Genomic DNA, 14,425 nt, shown 5'->3' on the forward strand with positions numbered 1-14,425 from the left:
GTCGTCAGCCGCGCGAACTCCGCCGTGTCGGCACGCTGACCGGCGCGCCGTGCGCGCTCAGGATCAGGTCTCGCACGTCGGTTGCGGCGACCGAGGTCGCAGAGTCGTCGAGGAGCGACTCATCAGAGCACAGCAGAAGGGGAGTGTCGGCCGCCGATTCGGGCAGGCGCCCGTGGGTTCCGCGCACGCACGAGGGGTCGAGAGGCACCGTGCTCATCGCGTAACGGAGCCCGAGCTTCTTCTTCACCAGGTTGAGCCCCGCCTTCGCCTTCGCGAGGCGGTCGGCGGGGTCGAAGAACAGTTCGGCCGGGTCGTAACCGGGCTTGCGGTGGATGTCGACGCCGCGGGCGTATTCCGGTGCCCGGTCGTCGTCGAGCCAGAAGTAGTAGGTGAACCACGCACCCGGCTCGGCGACGACGACGAGTTCGCCCGAGCGTTCGTGGTCGAGTCCGTACGCCGCTTGCGCCCCGCGGTCGAGCACCTCGTCGACGCCCGGCAGCCCGCGCAGCAGCGCCGCGACGCGGGGGATGTCGCTCTCGTCGTCGACATAGACGTGTGCGACCTGGTGGTCGGCCACGGCGAACGCGCGCGAGGTCCAGGGGTCGAGCTGCTCGCGCCCGTCTTGCACGTATACCTCGAGCAGGCCCTCGCGGCGGAGGGCCCGGTTGATGTCGACGGGCCGATTCGCGTCGGCGATGCCGTACTCGGCGAGGGCGACGACGGTGTACCCCCGCGACTCGGCGTCGTCGAGGAGCGGTGCCAGCGCGTTGTCGAGTTCGCGCGCCGCGCGATCCGCCTCGGGTGAGTTCGGGCCGAACCGCTGCAGGTCGTAGTCGAGGTGCGGCAGGTACGACATCACGAGCTCGGGCGCGGGGGTGCCCCACCGCTCGCCGAGCATGCCTCGGGTGGCGTCGATGAGCCACTGCGACGAGGCGATGGTCGCCGTCGGACCCCAGTACTGGAAGAGCGGAAAATCACCGAGATCGCGCACGAGCTCGTCATGGAGCTCGGCCGGGCGCACGTAGGCGTCGGGGCTCTTGCGCCCGTCGGCGTGGTAGACCGGGCGCGGGGTGACCGTGACGTCGGTCGTGGCACCCATGGCGTACCACCAGCCGAGGTTCGCCGCGCGGTACGCGGGGTCTCGGCGCCGCGCCGTCTCCCAGACCTTCTCGCCGCCGACGAGCTTGTTGTGCTGACGCCAGAGCATCGGGTCGCCGATGCCGCGGAAGTACCAGCCGTTGCCCACGATGCCGTGCTCGCGCGGCATCGTGCCGGTGAGGATGGTCGACTGCACGCTGCAGGTCACCGCGGGCAGGATCGTGTCCATCTGAACCGTTCGGCCGCGATCGCCGAGCGAGCGCAAACGGGGCATGGCGGCGAGGGCCCGGGGTGTGAGGCCGACAATGTCGAGGAGCAGGACGTTCTTCATGGGACAACCACTTCTGCGGGGGGTGCGAGTGCGGTGGACAGGTGGGCGGATGCCCAGCGGAGTTCGGCGGCGATCCCGTCGACGAGGGTTTCGGGACGCAGGTGCTCGGGCAGCACCGACCACGTGTAGGTCTCGACATCGAGGTGGGCGTCCGCCCCGTGGGGGGTCTGCAGCACGGCCGCGACGGCGCTCAGGAGCACCTCGGTGGTGGCCCGCAGCGGTGGCTGCGGGGTGGCGTGCAGGGGAATGTGCACGTGCACGCGCCACGGCCGGTCGGTCGGCCAGGCAGCATCCGCCTGCAACACCTGCGGAAGGTCGTCGGCCGCGAAGTCGACGACGGATGCTGTGGGACGAGCGCGCACCTGGTGCACATAGCGGGCTTCGGCGAACGGCGCGAGGGCCTCGAGGGCGCCGTCGGCAGAGGGGTCGGTGAGCTCGAGGGCGACGGAGGCCTGCACCTTCACCACGCGCACCCCGGCATCGGTCGCCGCGGCGACGGCGAGTGCGGGGTCGGCGAACGACACCGCGAGGTGGCACGTGTCGAGGCAGAGCCCCAGCAGGCCGTCCTCGACGAGGTACGGGCGAGCGCCGAGCCACGACACCACGTCGGCGACGTCGTCGAGGATGCACCCCGGCTCCGGCTCGATCCCCACGCGAACGGTGCGTCCGGTCCGGCGTTCGATCTCGCGCAGTTGCTCGACGAGTTCGCGCAGCGAGGCGTCGGCCGCCGCGTCCGCCGCAGCATCCCACCCTTCTCGCCATCCGAGGGGCAGCGTCGAGATGCTGCCGGACGCACCCTCGGGCAGCATCGCGGCGAGGAGCCTCGCGCAATCGGCGGTGTAGCGGAGGCGCTCGGCCGTCGTCCAGTCGGGACGGTAGACGGCGAGTTTGACCACGTCGTCGTGGAACCCGCGGTACGGGAAGGCGTTGATGGTGCGCAGCACGAGGCCGTTGCGCGCGAGCGCGGCGGCCAGCCGGTCACGCGAGGGCGCCTCGGCGGCGAGCAGAGCAGCCGTCTCGGCGGGGATCCACAGGCCGACGCCCAGACTGTCGAGGTGAGCGGCGGCCCGCACCGGGCCGGCGTGCACGTCGAGCTGCTCGATGATCCCGTCGAGGTCTTCGGCGGGGTGCACGTTGGTGCAGTACGACAGCTCCACGCTCAGGCCTCGCGGCGCGAAGCGACGCCGCGGAGCACCGAGTTGCCCTCGAACGTGTCGGCACCCTGGCGCTCGGGCTCGAACCCGGGCACGGGGTCGAGCATGAGGCGGCCGCTCTGGCCGTAGAAGTCGACGGGGTTCTGCCAGAGCACGCGGTCGACGTCCGCGGCGGTGAATCCGGCGTCGAGCATCGCCTGACCGGTTTTGGCGGTCTTGAGCGGGTCGGAGCGCCCCCAGTCGGCCGCGGAGTTGACGATGACCCGGTCGAGCCCGATCCGCTGCATGATCGCGACCACGCGCTGCTCGTCCATCTTGGTGTCGGGGTAGATCGAGAAGCCCATCCACGCCCCGCTGTCGGCGACCATGTCGACGCAGGTCTCGTTGAGGTGGTCGACGAGCAGGTGCTCGACGGGCAGCCCCGACTCGATCGCGACGTCGAGCGTGCGGCGGGTGCCGGTGACCTTGTCGCGGTGCGGGGTGTGCACGAGCGCCGGAAGACCGTACTCGATCGCGAGGGCGAGGTGCTGCGAAAGGATGTCGTCCTCCTCGGGCGTCATCGAGTCGTAGCCCGTCTCACCGACCGCGACCACGCCGTCTTTGAGCAGGTAGCGGGGAAGGTGCTCCATGACTTCGCGGCACCGGGGGTCGTTCGCCTCTTTCGGGTTCAGCGCGATCGTGCAGTGGTGGCGGATGCCGAACTGGGCGGCGCGAAACCTCTCCCAGCCGATGAGGGCGTCGAAGTAGTCGATGAACGACCCGACCGTGGTGCGCGGCTGACCCAGCCAGAAGGCCGGCTCGACCAGAGCGCGGACGCCCGACGCGTACATGGCTTCGTAGTCGTCGGTGGTGCGGGAGGTCATGTGGATGTGCGGGTCGAAGATGCGCATCGGTTCGCCTTTCGAGAGATGTGGTGGTCGAGGTGGGTCAGACCACGAGCAAGGAGATGTCATCGGGGATGCTGCGCCCCGCCGCGCGACGTTCTTCGGCGAAGCGCGCGGCCATCTCCGACAGTTCGGTGTCGCGACGCTCGCCGAGGCCGCTCACGACCGACAGGGGAACGCCCATGAAGACGAGTTTCAAGACACCGTGACGCCACGCGTGGTCGTCGAGGTGAGTCGCGGCGAACGCGCCCATCGCGGCGGCGACCAGGCGCGTGTCGTTCGTGCGGAGGGCATCGGCGATCAGCTCGTCGCCGAGCCGACGCCACTCGGTGCCGAGGTCTCCCTTCTGCTCCGCCAGCAGATTGAGCCCGCGCAGCACTCCGCGCCGTTCGGCGTCGTCGCCCTCGCGATAGAGGGTCGCCGCCATCCCGGCGTCGTCCAGCGCCACGATGAGCGAGGCGCGCGCCTCGTCGTCGACGGTGCCTCCGAAGCCGTGCTCATCGGCGGGGTCGATCGAATCCCGCCCGACCGCCCGGCCCGCTTCGGCGAACAGTCGGTGAGCCCGTGACGGGTCGACCGCGAGCGTCTCGACGGCGGCCGTCGTCCAGGGGTGGGGGAGTCGGCGTTGGGCGCTCATGATGGCCTCCATGCTCGTGCGGGCCAGCCGCGGTGCGTCGAAAGAGTGGCGAGGAAGCTCGACCGCCGCGACGCCGCGGTAGCCGATCTCGGCGAGGGTGGCGAGGGCGGCGTCGAGGTCGAGCTGCCCGGTACCGAGCTCGAGATGCTCGTGCACCCCGGGCATCATGTCGTCGACCTGGACGTTGAAGAGCAACTCGCCCGCGGCGCGAAGAGCCCCGACGACGCCGTCGGGCTCGACCGCGACGCAGTGGCCGAGGTCGACCGTGATCCCGACGTTCGCGGGGTCGCCGAGGTCGGCGCGAAGACGCAGGGCATCGCTCACGTTCTCGACCAGCATTCCCGGTTCCGGTTCGATCGCGAGGCGCACGCCGGCCGCCTCGGCGAACGGCACGAGGACGCGCAGGCGGTCCGTGAGGAGCGCCCACCCCTGTTGGCGCGTGACGTCGTCGGGGAGCACGCCGCTCCACAGCGACACGCAGTCGGCGTCGAGGAGCGCGGCGATCTCGACCGCGCGGCGGAGGAACAGCATCCGCTTCTCGGCTTCGAGGTCGACCAGCGTCGGACGGTGCTTCTGACGCGGATCGAGCATGTAGCGGGCGCCGGTCTCGACGACGACGCGCAGCGACCGTCGTCGTAGTTCTTCGCCGAGCGAGATGGTCCTCGCGCGCCATCCCTCGGCGAACGGGTCGAGGTGCGGGTGGCCGAGCGTCAGAGCGACGGCCCCGTAGCCGTAGCCCTGCATGACGTCGAGAGCGTCGTCAAGCGGATGGTCGGCGAACCCGTTCGTGCCGTACCCGACCACCCAGCCGGGTGAGGTCATGTCACATCGCCCTTCGAGCGACGTCTTGCCAAGGCCGTGCCCGCGGCCTGCACAGCGAGAAGGGCCGCTGTCGCCGCACTCGCACCGGTGCGAGCGACGAGGGCGGTCTGCAGGGGCACCATCGCGAAGATGCTCGCGCGCGCCGCGGTGCGAGCGTGCGCGGCGTCAGGATGCTGCGCGGCACTGATCTGCGAGGGGAGCGCGGCGGCGAGGTATCCCGCGCCGCCGAGGAGTGCGGCCGTGGTGTGCGGGGCCGACCCCGCGACGGTGGCGACGGCGGCGCCGACACTCGCGGCGGCGGTCGCACCGGCGGTGACCGACGTGGTGCCGTTCACTTCGCCGCGGGCGATCAGTGTGAGCGATGCGGTGTGGGCGGCGACGACCAAGGCCGGGACGATCGCGCGTCGCCAGCCCGGACCGGCGGCCCCCATCATGACGTCGAGCCCACGGCAAGCGGCCATCACGAGGGGGCCGAACCTGGTCGGCTTCGCGACGAGGTCGTACGTCCAGACGGAGGCGGCCAGTGCGATCGAGATCCACCCCGAAGAGCGGCCCGCCGTGAAGGCCAGGCCGACGCCGGCCGCGGTGAGACCCGCTCCCACCTTCAGCGCGGTTTCGCGGCTCACGCGCCCCGAGGGGATCGGTCGTTCGGGGCGCTCGACCGCGTCGAGCTCGGCGTCGGCGTAGTCGTTCAGCGCCATGCCCGCCGCATAGAGACAGACAGACGACGCCGACAGTGGAACGGCCGAGAGGTCGACGCGGCCGCGCGCGTTGGTTCTTCCGACGAGGGTATCGCCGATGACGGTGAGGGCGGCGGGAGCCCGCACCAGGTCGAGCAGATCGGTCAGGCGGCCGGTCATCCGGCGCTGACCTCCTCCGCCAGACGGACGAGGACACCGGTGCGCTGCACCCACGCGACGTACGCGGCGGTCTGGTCGGCGAAGGCGTGCGTGTTGCTTCCCCACGGGTCTTTGAAGAAGCATCCGAGCTCGGCGACCGCGCCGGACTGCCCCGCCGCTGAGGCGAGACCGAGTACCCGCACCAGATCGATCACCAGCGGGGCGGCGAGCGTCGAGTCGTAGGCGCTCCAGGTCGTCTGCAGCGTCACGCGGCTGCCGAGGAAGCCGACGGCGCTGATGTGGTCCCACGCGGTCTTCACGTCGCCGAGGTCGGGCACGTTGTCGATGTGGAGAGGTGCCACGACATCGTCGCCGACGAGGGAGTGCAGGCCGCGGTTCTTCGACACGAGCTTCGAACGCACCGCTTCGGGATCGGCGAGGGTCGCGCCGTCGCCGCCGCCGAGCAGGTTCGTTCCGGCCCACGAACGCACCTTCAGGTGGCGCGCGGTGAACATCGGCGCGAGCACGGTGCGGAGCAGGGTCTCGCCCGTCTTGCCGTCCTGGCCGGCGAAGGGGATGCCCGCGGCTTCGGCGCGAGCGCGCAGAACGGGGAGGTTGAGGCTCGCCGACGGGGTGAAGGCGGCGACGGCCGCCCCCGCCTGAATGGCCGCGGCGGCCGCGACCGAGCTCGCGGGCAGCACGCGCTCGGCGGGGTCGGCCAGCGCACGTCGGAGTGCATCTTCGGAGTGGAAGGCGGGGTGGTCGGCGGGCAGCGCCTCGGTGGACGACACGTCGACGACGACGACCCTCTCGAGGCCGTGGCGCGCGCGGAAGTCGGTGATGTCCGCGGCCATCCGGTCGATGTGGTCCTGCTGCGTCGCACCGCTGAGATCGATCAGCCGCAGGTTGTCGTCTGTGCGGTCGAGGTCGTCGCGAACGGCGTCGACGAGGGCGTCGGCGAACATTCCGCCGGCCGCCAGCGATGCTGCTTTCGCGGCGAGCGGAACCTCGTAGATGTCGTGGCCGCCGACGACGATGTCGGTGAGCGCGACCAGCGGTACGTCGTCGAACTCGGCGTTCGCGGTCGTCAACCCCAGAGGAGCGGCTGCCCCGCGCGCGAGGGCGAAGAGCCCGAGGGTGGCGGTCGTCGCGAGTGACCCGCGAGCTCCGATGAACCAGGCGCCGACGCGTGGCGCGGTGAAATCGGGAGTGGAAGCACTGTCGGTCATCATTGTCCTTGCTACGTGCGCGGCGGTGCGCGGGTCGCCTCGCGGGGGCTGGGGCGACTTACCGACCGTATGCCGATCTAATGTCCGCGGTCAAGCAGAAGTCGCCTTGATCTTCGATAAAAGATGGTCTACCCCGTGTGTTCTTTCGTGCACCGCGCTCGCCGAATTGCCGAAGCGCGGTCAGGCCCGCATCCCGCGACTTCGGCCGCGCGCTTTCCGGCGAGCCTCCCCGCACGAACTCAGGATGAAACGGCCCGGGAGAGCCGACACGCCGCGAGAACGGCAGCGCACGAACTTTCAGCCTGCGTTAGTGCACGGGTAGGGCGCGTACGGCGGTGACAGAGCGCAACCCCCGGTGCTCGGCGGGGCCGAGGATGCATCGTGGGGGGCATGGACGAGCCCGGCCCCGCGGTACCCGATGACGACCTCGAAGCGGCGATCCTCGAACTCCTCGACAAACGCGCCGCGACGTCGACCATCTGCCCCTCCGACGCCGCTCGCGCCGTCGGCGGCGAGCAGTGGCGGGACCAGATGGATGCTGCCAGGGCCGCCGCCCGGCGCCTCGAGGCCGCCGGTGTCGTCGACATCACGCAGGGCGGCGAGGTCGTGGACCCCCTCACCGCTCGCGGCCCGATCCGCATCCGCAAGCGCCCTTCGCCCCTCGGGTGAGCGGGGGAGTGCCGTTGCGCTAGGCCGCGGGTTCAGACGTGGATGCGGGCGGAGCGCCCTCGGCCGAGTCGGCGAGGCTCCGGCGAGCACGGCGCAGGAAGCTGGCGAACAGCGCGACCTCGTCATCGTCGAAGCCGCTGAGCATCTCGTCTTCGATGCGGCGGACGTCTTCGGCCATGGCCTCGATCTTCGCTATTCCGGCGGGGGTGATCGAGAGCAGGATCTGGCGTCCGTGATCGGGGTTCCGGTCACGTCGGGCGAACCCGGCGTCGATGAGGGGCGTCAACGTCTCGGCCATCGACTGCGGGCGCACGAAGGATCTCCGGGCGAGTTCGGACGACGTGAGCCCGGGCAGACGTTTCAACACGGTGAGGGCGGTGTACTGCCCGTAGTTCAGTCCGTGAGAGGTGACAGCGTCGAAAAAGGGGCGTCGCACGCTCATCTCGGCCTGTTTGATCAGGTAGATGAGACCTCTGTCGCCGGGCATGTTCTCGCCGATATCCTCTCCGCGGCATCTCGCCGCGCGGATTCATCATGTCACCCGGGAGGTTTTCAGGTAAACTGATATCCATCGACTTCAAAGGAGAACGCGATGACTTCAGCGGATGCTGCGCGCCTGAGCGCATCGATCGACGAACTGCCGGCGCTCGTCGGGCAGAACTTCGGACCCTCGTCCTGGCGTGAGATCACCCAGTCCGAGGTGGTGGACTTCGCCGAGTTGACGGGGGACAAGAACCCCGTCCACCTGGATCCCGTGATGGCGGCCGGAACCCCGTTCGGAGGCACGATCGTCCACGGCTACCTGACGCTCAGCCTGGTCGTCCCGCTCATGGCGGAGGTCTTCGAGGTCACCGGCATCGGTGTCGGCATCAACTACGGGCTGAACAGACTGCGGTTCCCCGCACCCGTGCCCGTGGGCTCACGGGTGAGGATCGTGGGCGAGCTGCTCGCCGTCGACGAGGTTGCGGGCGGGTTCCAGGTCGAGCCCCGCGTGACCTTCGAGGTCGAGGGCGGATCGAAACCGGCGTGCGTGGCCGACATGGTGCTGAGGTACTACCGATGAGCGGCATCGATCTGACAGGACGCGTCGCCGTCGTCACGGGGAGCGGACGCGGGCTCGGCAGCGCCTATGCGATCGCCCTCGCGGCGGCCGGAGCCGCGGTGGTCGTCAACGACGTCGACGCGGACTCCGCCCAGCAGACGGCAGACCTCATCTCGGCGGCGGGAGGGCGAGCGGCCGTCGTGGTCGCCCCCGTCGGTACCGCCGAGACCGCCGACCTGCTCGTCTCGACCGCGGTCGGCGAATTCGGGCGCCTCGACGCCATGGTCGCCAACGCCGGCGTTCTTCGCGATCGGGTGCTGTGGAAGACCAGCGACGAAGAGTTCGACGTCGTCGTCGAGACCCACCTCCGGGGGGCCTTCACGTGCGGGCGTTCAGCCGCGGTGCACTTCCGCGAAGCGGGGGAGGGGGGTCGGATCATCCTGGTCGGTTCTCCCGCGGGGCAGTTCGGCAACTTCGGGCAGACCGCCTACTCCGCATCGAAGGCAGGGGTCGTCGCCATGGCGCGCACCTGGTCGCTCGAACTCGCGCGGGCGGGCGTGACGGCGAACGCGATCATCCCGACGGCGATGACGGCGATGACCGGCACCATGCCGATCTATGCGGAGCACTACGAGCGACTGCTCGCGGGCGAGCCCCTGCCGCGGATCATCCGGCAGGAGCACGCCCTCGGAACGCCCGACGATGTCGCGCCGCTGGTCGTGTGGCTCGCGTCGGCGGCGTCTGACGGTGTCACCGGCCAGGCGATCGGCCTCGGCGGCGACCGCCTCACGCTCTACTCGCACCCCGCCGTGCTCGCCACGCACGACGCCGAAGGCGGGTGGACCGCCGACGGCATCGACGATCTCTGGCGAGAACAGCTCGCCGCGTCTGCACAGCCCTCGGGCCCGACCTTCGCTCCGCTGGACTGAGGATGGACGCGCACTACGCCGACCTGTGGCACCGCATCGCGCTCGAGACCCCCGACAGGCCGGCGGTGGTGACGGTCGGCGAAGGGACGATGACCTACGCCGAGTTCGACGATGCCTCGGCACGGTTCGCCGCCCTCGCCCACGAATCGGGGGTGGGGCGCGGCGACAAGGTGTCGATCCTGTTGCACAACCGCCCCGAGTGGCTGGTGACGTTCGCCGGCTCCATCCGCGTCGGGATCGTGCCGGTGTCGCTCAACTTCCGCTACCGCGCCCACGAGATCGCCAGTCTGCTCGACGATTCCGACTCGGCAGCGCTCGTGTACAGCGCGAGCCTGGCCCCGGTGGTCGCCGACGCGGTGGCGCTGCTCGGCCGGCCGATCGTCCTGCTGCAGGTGCAAGACGTCGACGCCGCCCTCCTGCCCGGGGCCCGGGACTTCCAGGAGTACGCGGTGCGTGCGCCGGTGCCCTACGAGAATCCGGTCGACGGCGACTTCTTCATGTACACGGGTGGCACGACCGGGGCGCCGAAGGCAGCGGTCTGGAGCGTGCGGCAGATGCTGGCGATGCAGGTCTACAACGCCTACGTCACGGCCGGTCTGCCGCTGCCCACCTCGCCCGACGACGCCGTCCGGCTCGCGACCGATCCGGGCAATCGCCGCATGGTCGCGCTCGCGCTGTCGCCGTACATGCACGGCACGGCGCTGACGACGGTGATCAACGCGCTCCTCCTCGGGGGCACGGTCGTCGTGCTCCCCACCGCCAAGTTCGACCCGGCGAGAGCGATCCGCACCATCCTCGACGAGGGCGTCACCCGTGTCGCGGTCGCGGGGGATGCGATCGCCATTCCCCTGCTGGATGCTGCGGCCGAGGCGGGCATCACGGCCCTCCCGGCGCTCGAGTCGGTGCTGTCGTCGGGCATGCGCTTCAGTGACGCGACGAAAGCACGACTGCATGCCCTCGGGCCGGTCGTCGTCACCGACATCCTCGCCTCCACCGAAGGGGGTGCGGTGGCTTTGGGCATCACGCGGTCAGCGGCCGATCTCCCGGCGCGCTTCCGCCTCACCCCCGGCACCGTGGTCCTCGACGACGCCCTCGAAGAAGTGCAGTCGATCCCGGGCTCGACGGGAAAGATCGCCTTCACCGGCGGCATGCCGAAGGGGTACTACAAAGACGCGGGCAAGACGGCCGCCAACTTCGTCGAGATCCGCGGGCGTCGGCATATCATCGCGGGCGATCTCGTGCGCGTCGAAGAGGACTCGTACATCGAGCTGCTCGGACGCGGCGCGACGGTCGTGAACTCGGGCGGCGAGAAGGTCTTCCCCGCCGAGGTCGAGGAATCCCTCCTCCGTCACCCCGAGGTGCACGACGCGGTGGTCTTCGGTGTGCCGGACGAACGGTGGGGCGAGGTGGTCGCCGCGGCGATCGCGGTGACGGACCCGGCGTCGGTGTCGAAGGCCGACATCATCGCGCACGTCGGCGAAGAGCTGGCGGGGTACAAGAAACCCAAACGACTGCTCGTCGTCACCGGTCTGGAGCGCAGCGGAAGCGGCAAGGTCGACCTGGCGAAGCTCAAGGCGCGACTCATCGAGGCGGAGGCCACGCAATGACCCGATACGAGCCCGCGATCGCTCTGGAGGGCATCCGAGCGATCGACACCCACGTGCACGTGCAGTTCGACTCCGAGGGCCGCCGCGCGTTGCCCGACGATCTGCTCGACGCCATGGACGCCTACTTCGGCCATGCCCCCCGGCCCCTCGGGGTCGACGAGCTGGCCGAGTACTACCGCGAGCGATCGATGGCCGCGGTCGTCTTCACCGTCGACGCGCGCACCGCGATGGGGGTCATTCCGAACAGCAGCGCAGAGATCGCGGCGGGGGCTGCGCGCAACGCCGACGTGCTCATCCCGTTCGGCAGTGTCGATCCGCACACCGGTGCAGAAGGAATCGACCTCGCCCGGCGGCTGTTCCACGACCACGGGGTGCGGGGGTTCAAGTTCCACCCGAGCGTGCAGGCGTTCGATCCGTCCGACGAGAAGTACTACCCCCTCTGGCAGGCGATCCAGGAGATGGGGGTGCCCGTCGTCATCCACACCGGTCAGACGGGCGTCGGGGCGGGCCTGCCCGGGGGGTACGGCATCAAACTGCGCTACTCCAGTCCGATGCTCATCGACGATGTCGCCGCCGACTTTCCGGGTTTGACGATCATCTTGGCGCACCCCTCGGTGCCGTGGCAGGACGAAGCGCTGTCGATGGCCGCACACAAGGCGAACGTGTTCATCGACCTCTCGGGATGGTCGCCGAAGTACTTCTCCGCCGCGCTCGTGCGCCAGGCCGGCAGCATCCTTCAAGACAAGATGCTCTTCGGCTCCGACTACCCCGCTCTCACCCCCGACCGCTGGCTCGAAGACTTCGCGCGCCTCGAGATCAGAGACGCCGCGCGCCCGAAGATTCTGAGGGACAACGCGGTGCGGGTGCTCGGGCTGTCGTGAGCGCGCTCTATCCGGTCTCGGATCTCTACGGGTTCGCCGATCTCCTCACCGAACCCGAGGTCGCCAAGTTGAGGGCGCTCCGGGAGGTTCTCGAGCAGCAACTCGCGCCGATCCTGCCCGATTTCTGGGAGCGTGCGGCGTCGCCCGTGCACCTGCGTGAGCCGCTTCGCGATCTGCGTCTCATCGACGACCCGGCGATCCTCGACCCGCGCGGGCGCTCCCGCGAGCTCTACAACGGTTTTCGCACTTTCGAGTTCTCGCGCACCGACGTCAGCACCGGCATGCTCTACCACGGGCAGGTGGCGATGTTCCGAGAGTTGGTGCGGCAGGGCGGCAGTGCGCAGCAGGTCGCGCAGTGGGACGACGCCATCGTGTCGTTCTCGATGACCGGATGCTTCGCACTGACCGAACCCGATCACGGGTCCGACGTCGCGCGCGGGCTGCAGACCACGGCGCGGCGCGAGGGCGACGAATGGATCCTCGACGGTCGGAAGCGATGGATCGGGAACGCCGCTCACTCGGAGTACGTCGCGGTCTTCGCGCGCGATGTCGCCGACGATCAGGTCAAGGTGTTCCTCGCTCGCACTGACGCGCCGGGGATCAGTCTCACCACGATCGAGCGGAAGATCGCCCTGCGCCTGATCACCAATTCCGACATCGACCTCGACGGTGTGCGTGTGCCGGATTCGCATCGGCTGCAGCGGGTCGCCTCGTTCGCCGACGTCTCGACTCTGTTGCGCACGCTCCGCCCCGACGTCGCGTGGATCGCCGCGGGGGCGCAGGCGGGCGCCTACGAGGCCGCCCTGCGGTACACCCTCTCGCGCGAGCAGTTCGGGCGTCCTGTCGCCGGATTCCAGCTCGTGCAGGACAAGCTGGTGCGCATGCTCGGAAACGTCACCGCGTCGCTCGGTATGGCGGTCCGTCTCGCCGAACGACGCGAGGGCGGCGTCTCGCGCGACGAGGACTCGGCGCTGGCGAAGGTGTGGATCGCCGATCGGCTGCGAGAGACCGTCGCGTGGGCACGGGAGGTCGTCGGAGGCAACGGCATCGTCGTCGACCATGATGTGGCGCGATTCTTCGCCGATGCCGAGGCGGTCTACACCTACGAGGGAACCCGTGAGATCAACACCCTCATCGTGGGACGCTCGATCACGGGGTTGAGCGCGTTCACCCGGTGATGCGCCGATCCCTTGTCGGCGGTCTGCGTTTCAGGTAGCCTGATACCCCGGCCGGTGTTCAGTGGAACATCGGCAGCACCATCTCGACGAAGAGATATGAGGAGAGCAATGACGTTTTCCCGGAAGCACAGTGCGGCGGTCGCCGCCATAGTCCTGATCACCGGTCTCGCCGGATGCTCCGGCTCGACGAGTCCGAGTGGGGGCGGTGGCGCCGAGCAGACACTCGACCCCGCGAGCCCGGTCGCCATCACGGTGGGAACCCTGCCCGCGGGCGACTACGCCCCGCTGTTCATCGCGCAGGAAGAGGGGTACTTCGCCGACGAGGGCCTCGAAGTCACGATCGAGACGATCGCCGGGGGCGCTGTCGGGGTGACCCAACTCATCTCGGGCGACCTGCAGTTCAGCTCGGCCACCTGGGCGAACGTCCTATCGGCCGTGTCGCAGGGCCTCGAGTTGCAGGTGGTGCGCGAGGGCACGGACTCGAACAAGGAGGGCATCAACGGCATCATCGTCGCCGAGGACTCCGGCATCGAGTCGGTCGAAGACCTGCGCGGCAAGACGGTCTCGGTGAACACCCTGCAGTCGGCGACCGAGGTGCAGATCCGCGACTGCTTCGCCTCCGAGGGCCTCGAGCCCGGCGAGTACGAACTGGTCGAGGTTCCCTTCCCCGAGGTCGGTGCCGCGGTCAGCCAGGGTCGGATCGCCGCGGGCCTCGTGCCCGAGCCGTTCATCACCATCGGCGCGTCGCAGGGGCTCACCAGCATCCTGGCGCCATCGGTCTGCAACGAGGACCAGCAGAACAGCCCCCTCGTGACCTGGAACACGTCGAAGGCGTACGCGGATGAGAACCCCGCCGTCGTCGCGGCGTTCGTACGAGCCATGGACAAGGCCACCGAGCTGGCTCTCGACGACCCGAACACCGTCGTCGAGATCCTGCCGACGATCACGACGCTGACGCCGGAGCTCGCCGCCGCCATCACGCAGCCCAGCTTCGTGCGCGACGGTACGCCGAACATCGAGGGAGCCCAGCTCACGATGGACCTCATGGTCGAGTACGGGCTTCTCGAGGAGCCCCTCGACGACCTCTCGCAATACGCCTGGCAGGCCGAGTGATCGCGCGGCGCG

Annotated in this window: 14 protein-coding genes; 7 read left to right on the forward strand and 7 right to left on the reverse strand. The window is 69.7% G+C overall.

Features of this window, described 5'->3' with window-relative positions:
• Positions 1–4 precede the first annotated feature (4 nt).
• Genes ACFXQA_RS13240 through ACFXQA_RS13265 form a run of 6 tightly spaced genes read right to left on the reverse strand, consistent with a single transcriptional unit; the run spans position 5 to position 6,994 of the window.
• On the reverse strand, positions 5–1,429 hold the full coding sequence (locus tag ACFXQA_RS13240; protein ID WP_394520343.1) for an alkaline phosphatase family protein: 1,425 nt from the start codon (positions 1,427–1,429) through the stop codon (positions 5–7).
• Positions 1,426–2,586, reverse strand: a complete 1,161-nt coding sequence (gene eboE / locus ACFXQA_RS13245; RefSeq protein ID WP_394520344.1) for a metabolite traffic protein EboE — start codon at positions 2,584–2,586, stop codon at positions 1,426–1,428. The genes ACFXQA_RS13240 and eboE overlap by 4 nt, the downstream gene beginning before the upstream one ends.
• 2 nt (positions 2,587–2,588) lie before the next feature.
• Entirely contained in the window at positions 2,589–3,473 is an 885-nt protein-coding gene (locus tag ACFXQA_RS13250) for a TatD family hydrolase (protein WP_394520345.1), read from the reverse strand.
• 37 nt (positions 3,474–3,510) lie between these two features.
• On the reverse strand, positions 3,511–4,926 hold the full coding sequence (locus tag ACFXQA_RS13255) for an EboA domain-containing protein (RefSeq protein WP_394520346.1): 1,416 nt from the start codon (positions 4,924–4,926) through the stop codon (positions 3,511–3,513).
• On the reverse strand, positions 4,923–5,786 hold the full coding sequence (locus ACFXQA_RS13260) for an SCO3242 family prenyltransferase (RefSeq protein WP_394520347.1): 864 nt from the start codon (positions 5,784–5,786) through the stop codon (positions 4,923–4,925). Before ACFXQA_RS13260 ends, ACFXQA_RS13255 begins: the two co-directional genes overlap by 4 nt.
• Entirely contained in the window at positions 5,783–6,994 is a 1,212-nt protein-coding gene (locus ACFXQA_RS13265) for an inositol-3-phosphate synthase (protein ID WP_394520349.1), read from the reverse strand. Before ACFXQA_RS13265 ends, ACFXQA_RS13260 begins: the two co-directional genes overlap by 4 nt.
• Positions 6,995–7,384: 390 nt before the next feature.
• Here ACFXQA_RS13265 and ACFXQA_RS13270 point away from each other — a divergent pair, with 390 nt between their 5' ends.
• Positions 7,385–7,663: a DUF3253 domain-containing protein gene (locus ACFXQA_RS13270; RefSeq protein ID WP_394520350.1), complete on the forward strand. Its 279-nt coding sequence runs from the start codon at positions 7,385–7,387 to the stop codon at positions 7,661–7,663.
• Positions 7,664–7,682: 19 nt separating this feature from the next.
• On the opposite strand, the gene ACFXQA_RS13275 is transcribed toward ACFXQA_RS13270, so the two are convergent.
• Entirely contained in the window at positions 7,683–8,150 is a 468-nt protein-coding gene (locus tag ACFXQA_RS13275) for a MarR family winged helix-turn-helix transcriptional regulator (protein ID WP_394520351.1), read from the reverse strand.
• 105 nt (positions 8,151–8,255) lie between these two features.
• On the opposite strand from ACFXQA_RS13275, the gene ACFXQA_RS13280 reads away from it, so the two are divergent.
• The 6 genes from ACFXQA_RS13280 to ACFXQA_RS13305 all read left to right on the forward strand — a co-directional run bounded on the left by ACFXQA_RS13280 (position 8,256) and on the right by ACFXQA_RS13305 (position 14,413).
• Positions 8,256–8,726, forward strand: coding sequence for a MaoC family dehydratase (locus ACFXQA_RS13280; RefSeq protein ID WP_394520352.1), 471 nt, complete (start codon positions 8,256–8,258; stop codon positions 8,724–8,726).
• Positions 8,723–9,634, forward strand: coding sequence for an SDR family NAD(P)-dependent oxidoreductase (locus tag ACFXQA_RS13285; protein ID WP_481825245.1), 912 nt, complete (start codon positions 8,723–8,725; stop codon positions 9,632–9,634). Before ACFXQA_RS13280 ends, ACFXQA_RS13285 begins: the two co-directional genes overlap by 4 nt.
• Positions 9,635–9,636: 2 nt before the next feature.
• Positions 9,637–11,241 carry an AMP-binding protein gene (locus ACFXQA_RS13290; RefSeq protein WP_394520353.1) on the forward strand — a complete coding sequence of 535 codons (1,605 nt, stop codon included), beginning with the start codon at positions 9,637–9,639 and terminating at the stop codon, positions 11,239–11,241.
• Positions 11,238–12,122, forward strand: coding sequence for an amidohydrolase family protein (locus ACFXQA_RS13295; protein WP_394520354.1), 885 nt, complete (start codon positions 11,238–11,240; stop codon positions 12,120–12,122). Before ACFXQA_RS13290 ends, ACFXQA_RS13295 begins: the two co-directional genes overlap by 4 nt.
• Positions 12,119–13,300 carry an acyl-CoA dehydrogenase family protein gene (locus tag ACFXQA_RS13300; RefSeq protein WP_394520355.1) on the forward strand — a complete coding sequence of 394 codons (1,182 nt, stop codon included), beginning with the start codon at positions 12,119–12,121 and terminating at the stop codon, positions 13,298–13,300. Before ACFXQA_RS13295 ends, ACFXQA_RS13300 begins: the two co-directional genes overlap by 4 nt.
• A 108-nt stretch (positions 13,301–13,408) precedes the next feature.
• Entirely contained in the window at positions 13,409–14,413 is a 1,005-nt protein-coding gene (locus tag ACFXQA_RS13305) for an ABC transporter substrate-binding protein (RefSeq protein WP_394520356.1), read from the forward strand.
• Positions 14,414–14,425 lie beyond the last annotated feature (12 nt).

Origin of the sequence: Microbacterium shimangi (assembly GCF_043556445.1) — a bacterium.
In the GTDB taxonomy this organism is placed as follows: domain Bacteria; phylum Actinomycetota; class Actinomycetes; order Actinomycetales; family Microbacteriaceae; genus Microbacterium.

Excerpts from the sequence above, each read along its gene's own strand:
- ACFXQA_RS13240 (WP_394520343.1), bottom strand. The coding sequence starts at position 1,429 with ATGAAGAACGTCCTGCTCCTCGACATTGTCGGCCTCACACCCCGGGCC.
- ACFXQA_RS13250 (WP_394520345.1), bottom strand. The coding sequence starts at position 3,473 with ATGCGCATCTTCGACCCGCACATCCACATGACCTCCCGCACCACCGAC.
- ACFXQA_RS13255 (WP_394520346.1), bottom strand. The coding sequence starts at position 4,926 with ATGACCTCACCCGGCTGGGTGGTCGGGTACGGCACGAACGGGTTCGCC.
- ACFXQA_RS13260 (WP_394520347.1), bottom strand. The coding sequence starts at position 5,786 with ATGACCGGCCGCCTGACCGATCTGCTCGACCTGGTGCGGGCTCCCGCC.
- ACFXQA_RS13265 (WP_394520349.1), bottom strand. The coding sequence starts at position 6,994 with ATGACCGACAGTGCTTCCACTCCCGATTTCACCGCGCCACGCGTCGGC.
- ACFXQA_RS13270 (WP_394520350.1), top strand. The coding sequence starts at position 7,385 with ATGGACGAGCCCGGCCCCGCGGTACCCGATGACGACCTCGAAGCGGCG.
- ACFXQA_RS13275 (WP_394520351.1), bottom strand. The coding sequence starts at position 8,150 with ATGCCCGGCGACAGAGGTCTCATCTACCTGATCAAACAGGCCGAGATG.
- ACFXQA_RS13280 (WP_394520352.1), top strand. The coding sequence starts at position 8,256 with ATGACTTCAGCGGATGCTGCGCGCCTGAGCGCATCGATCGACGAACTG.
- ACFXQA_RS13285 (WP_481825245.1), top strand. The coding sequence starts at position 8,723 with ATGAGCGGCATCGATCTGACAGGACGCGTCGCCGTCGTCACGGGGAGC.
- ACFXQA_RS13290 (WP_394520353.1), top strand. The coding sequence starts at position 9,637 with ATGGACGCGCACTACGCCGACCTGTGGCACCGCATCGCGCTCGAGACC.
- ACFXQA_RS13295 (WP_394520354.1), top strand. The coding sequence starts at position 11,238 with ATGACCCGATACGAGCCCGCGATCGCTCTGGAGGGCATCCGAGCGATC.
- ACFXQA_RS13305 (WP_394520356.1), top strand. The coding sequence starts at position 13,409 with ATGACGTTTTCCCGGAAGCACAGTGCGGCGGTCGCCGCCATAGTCCTG.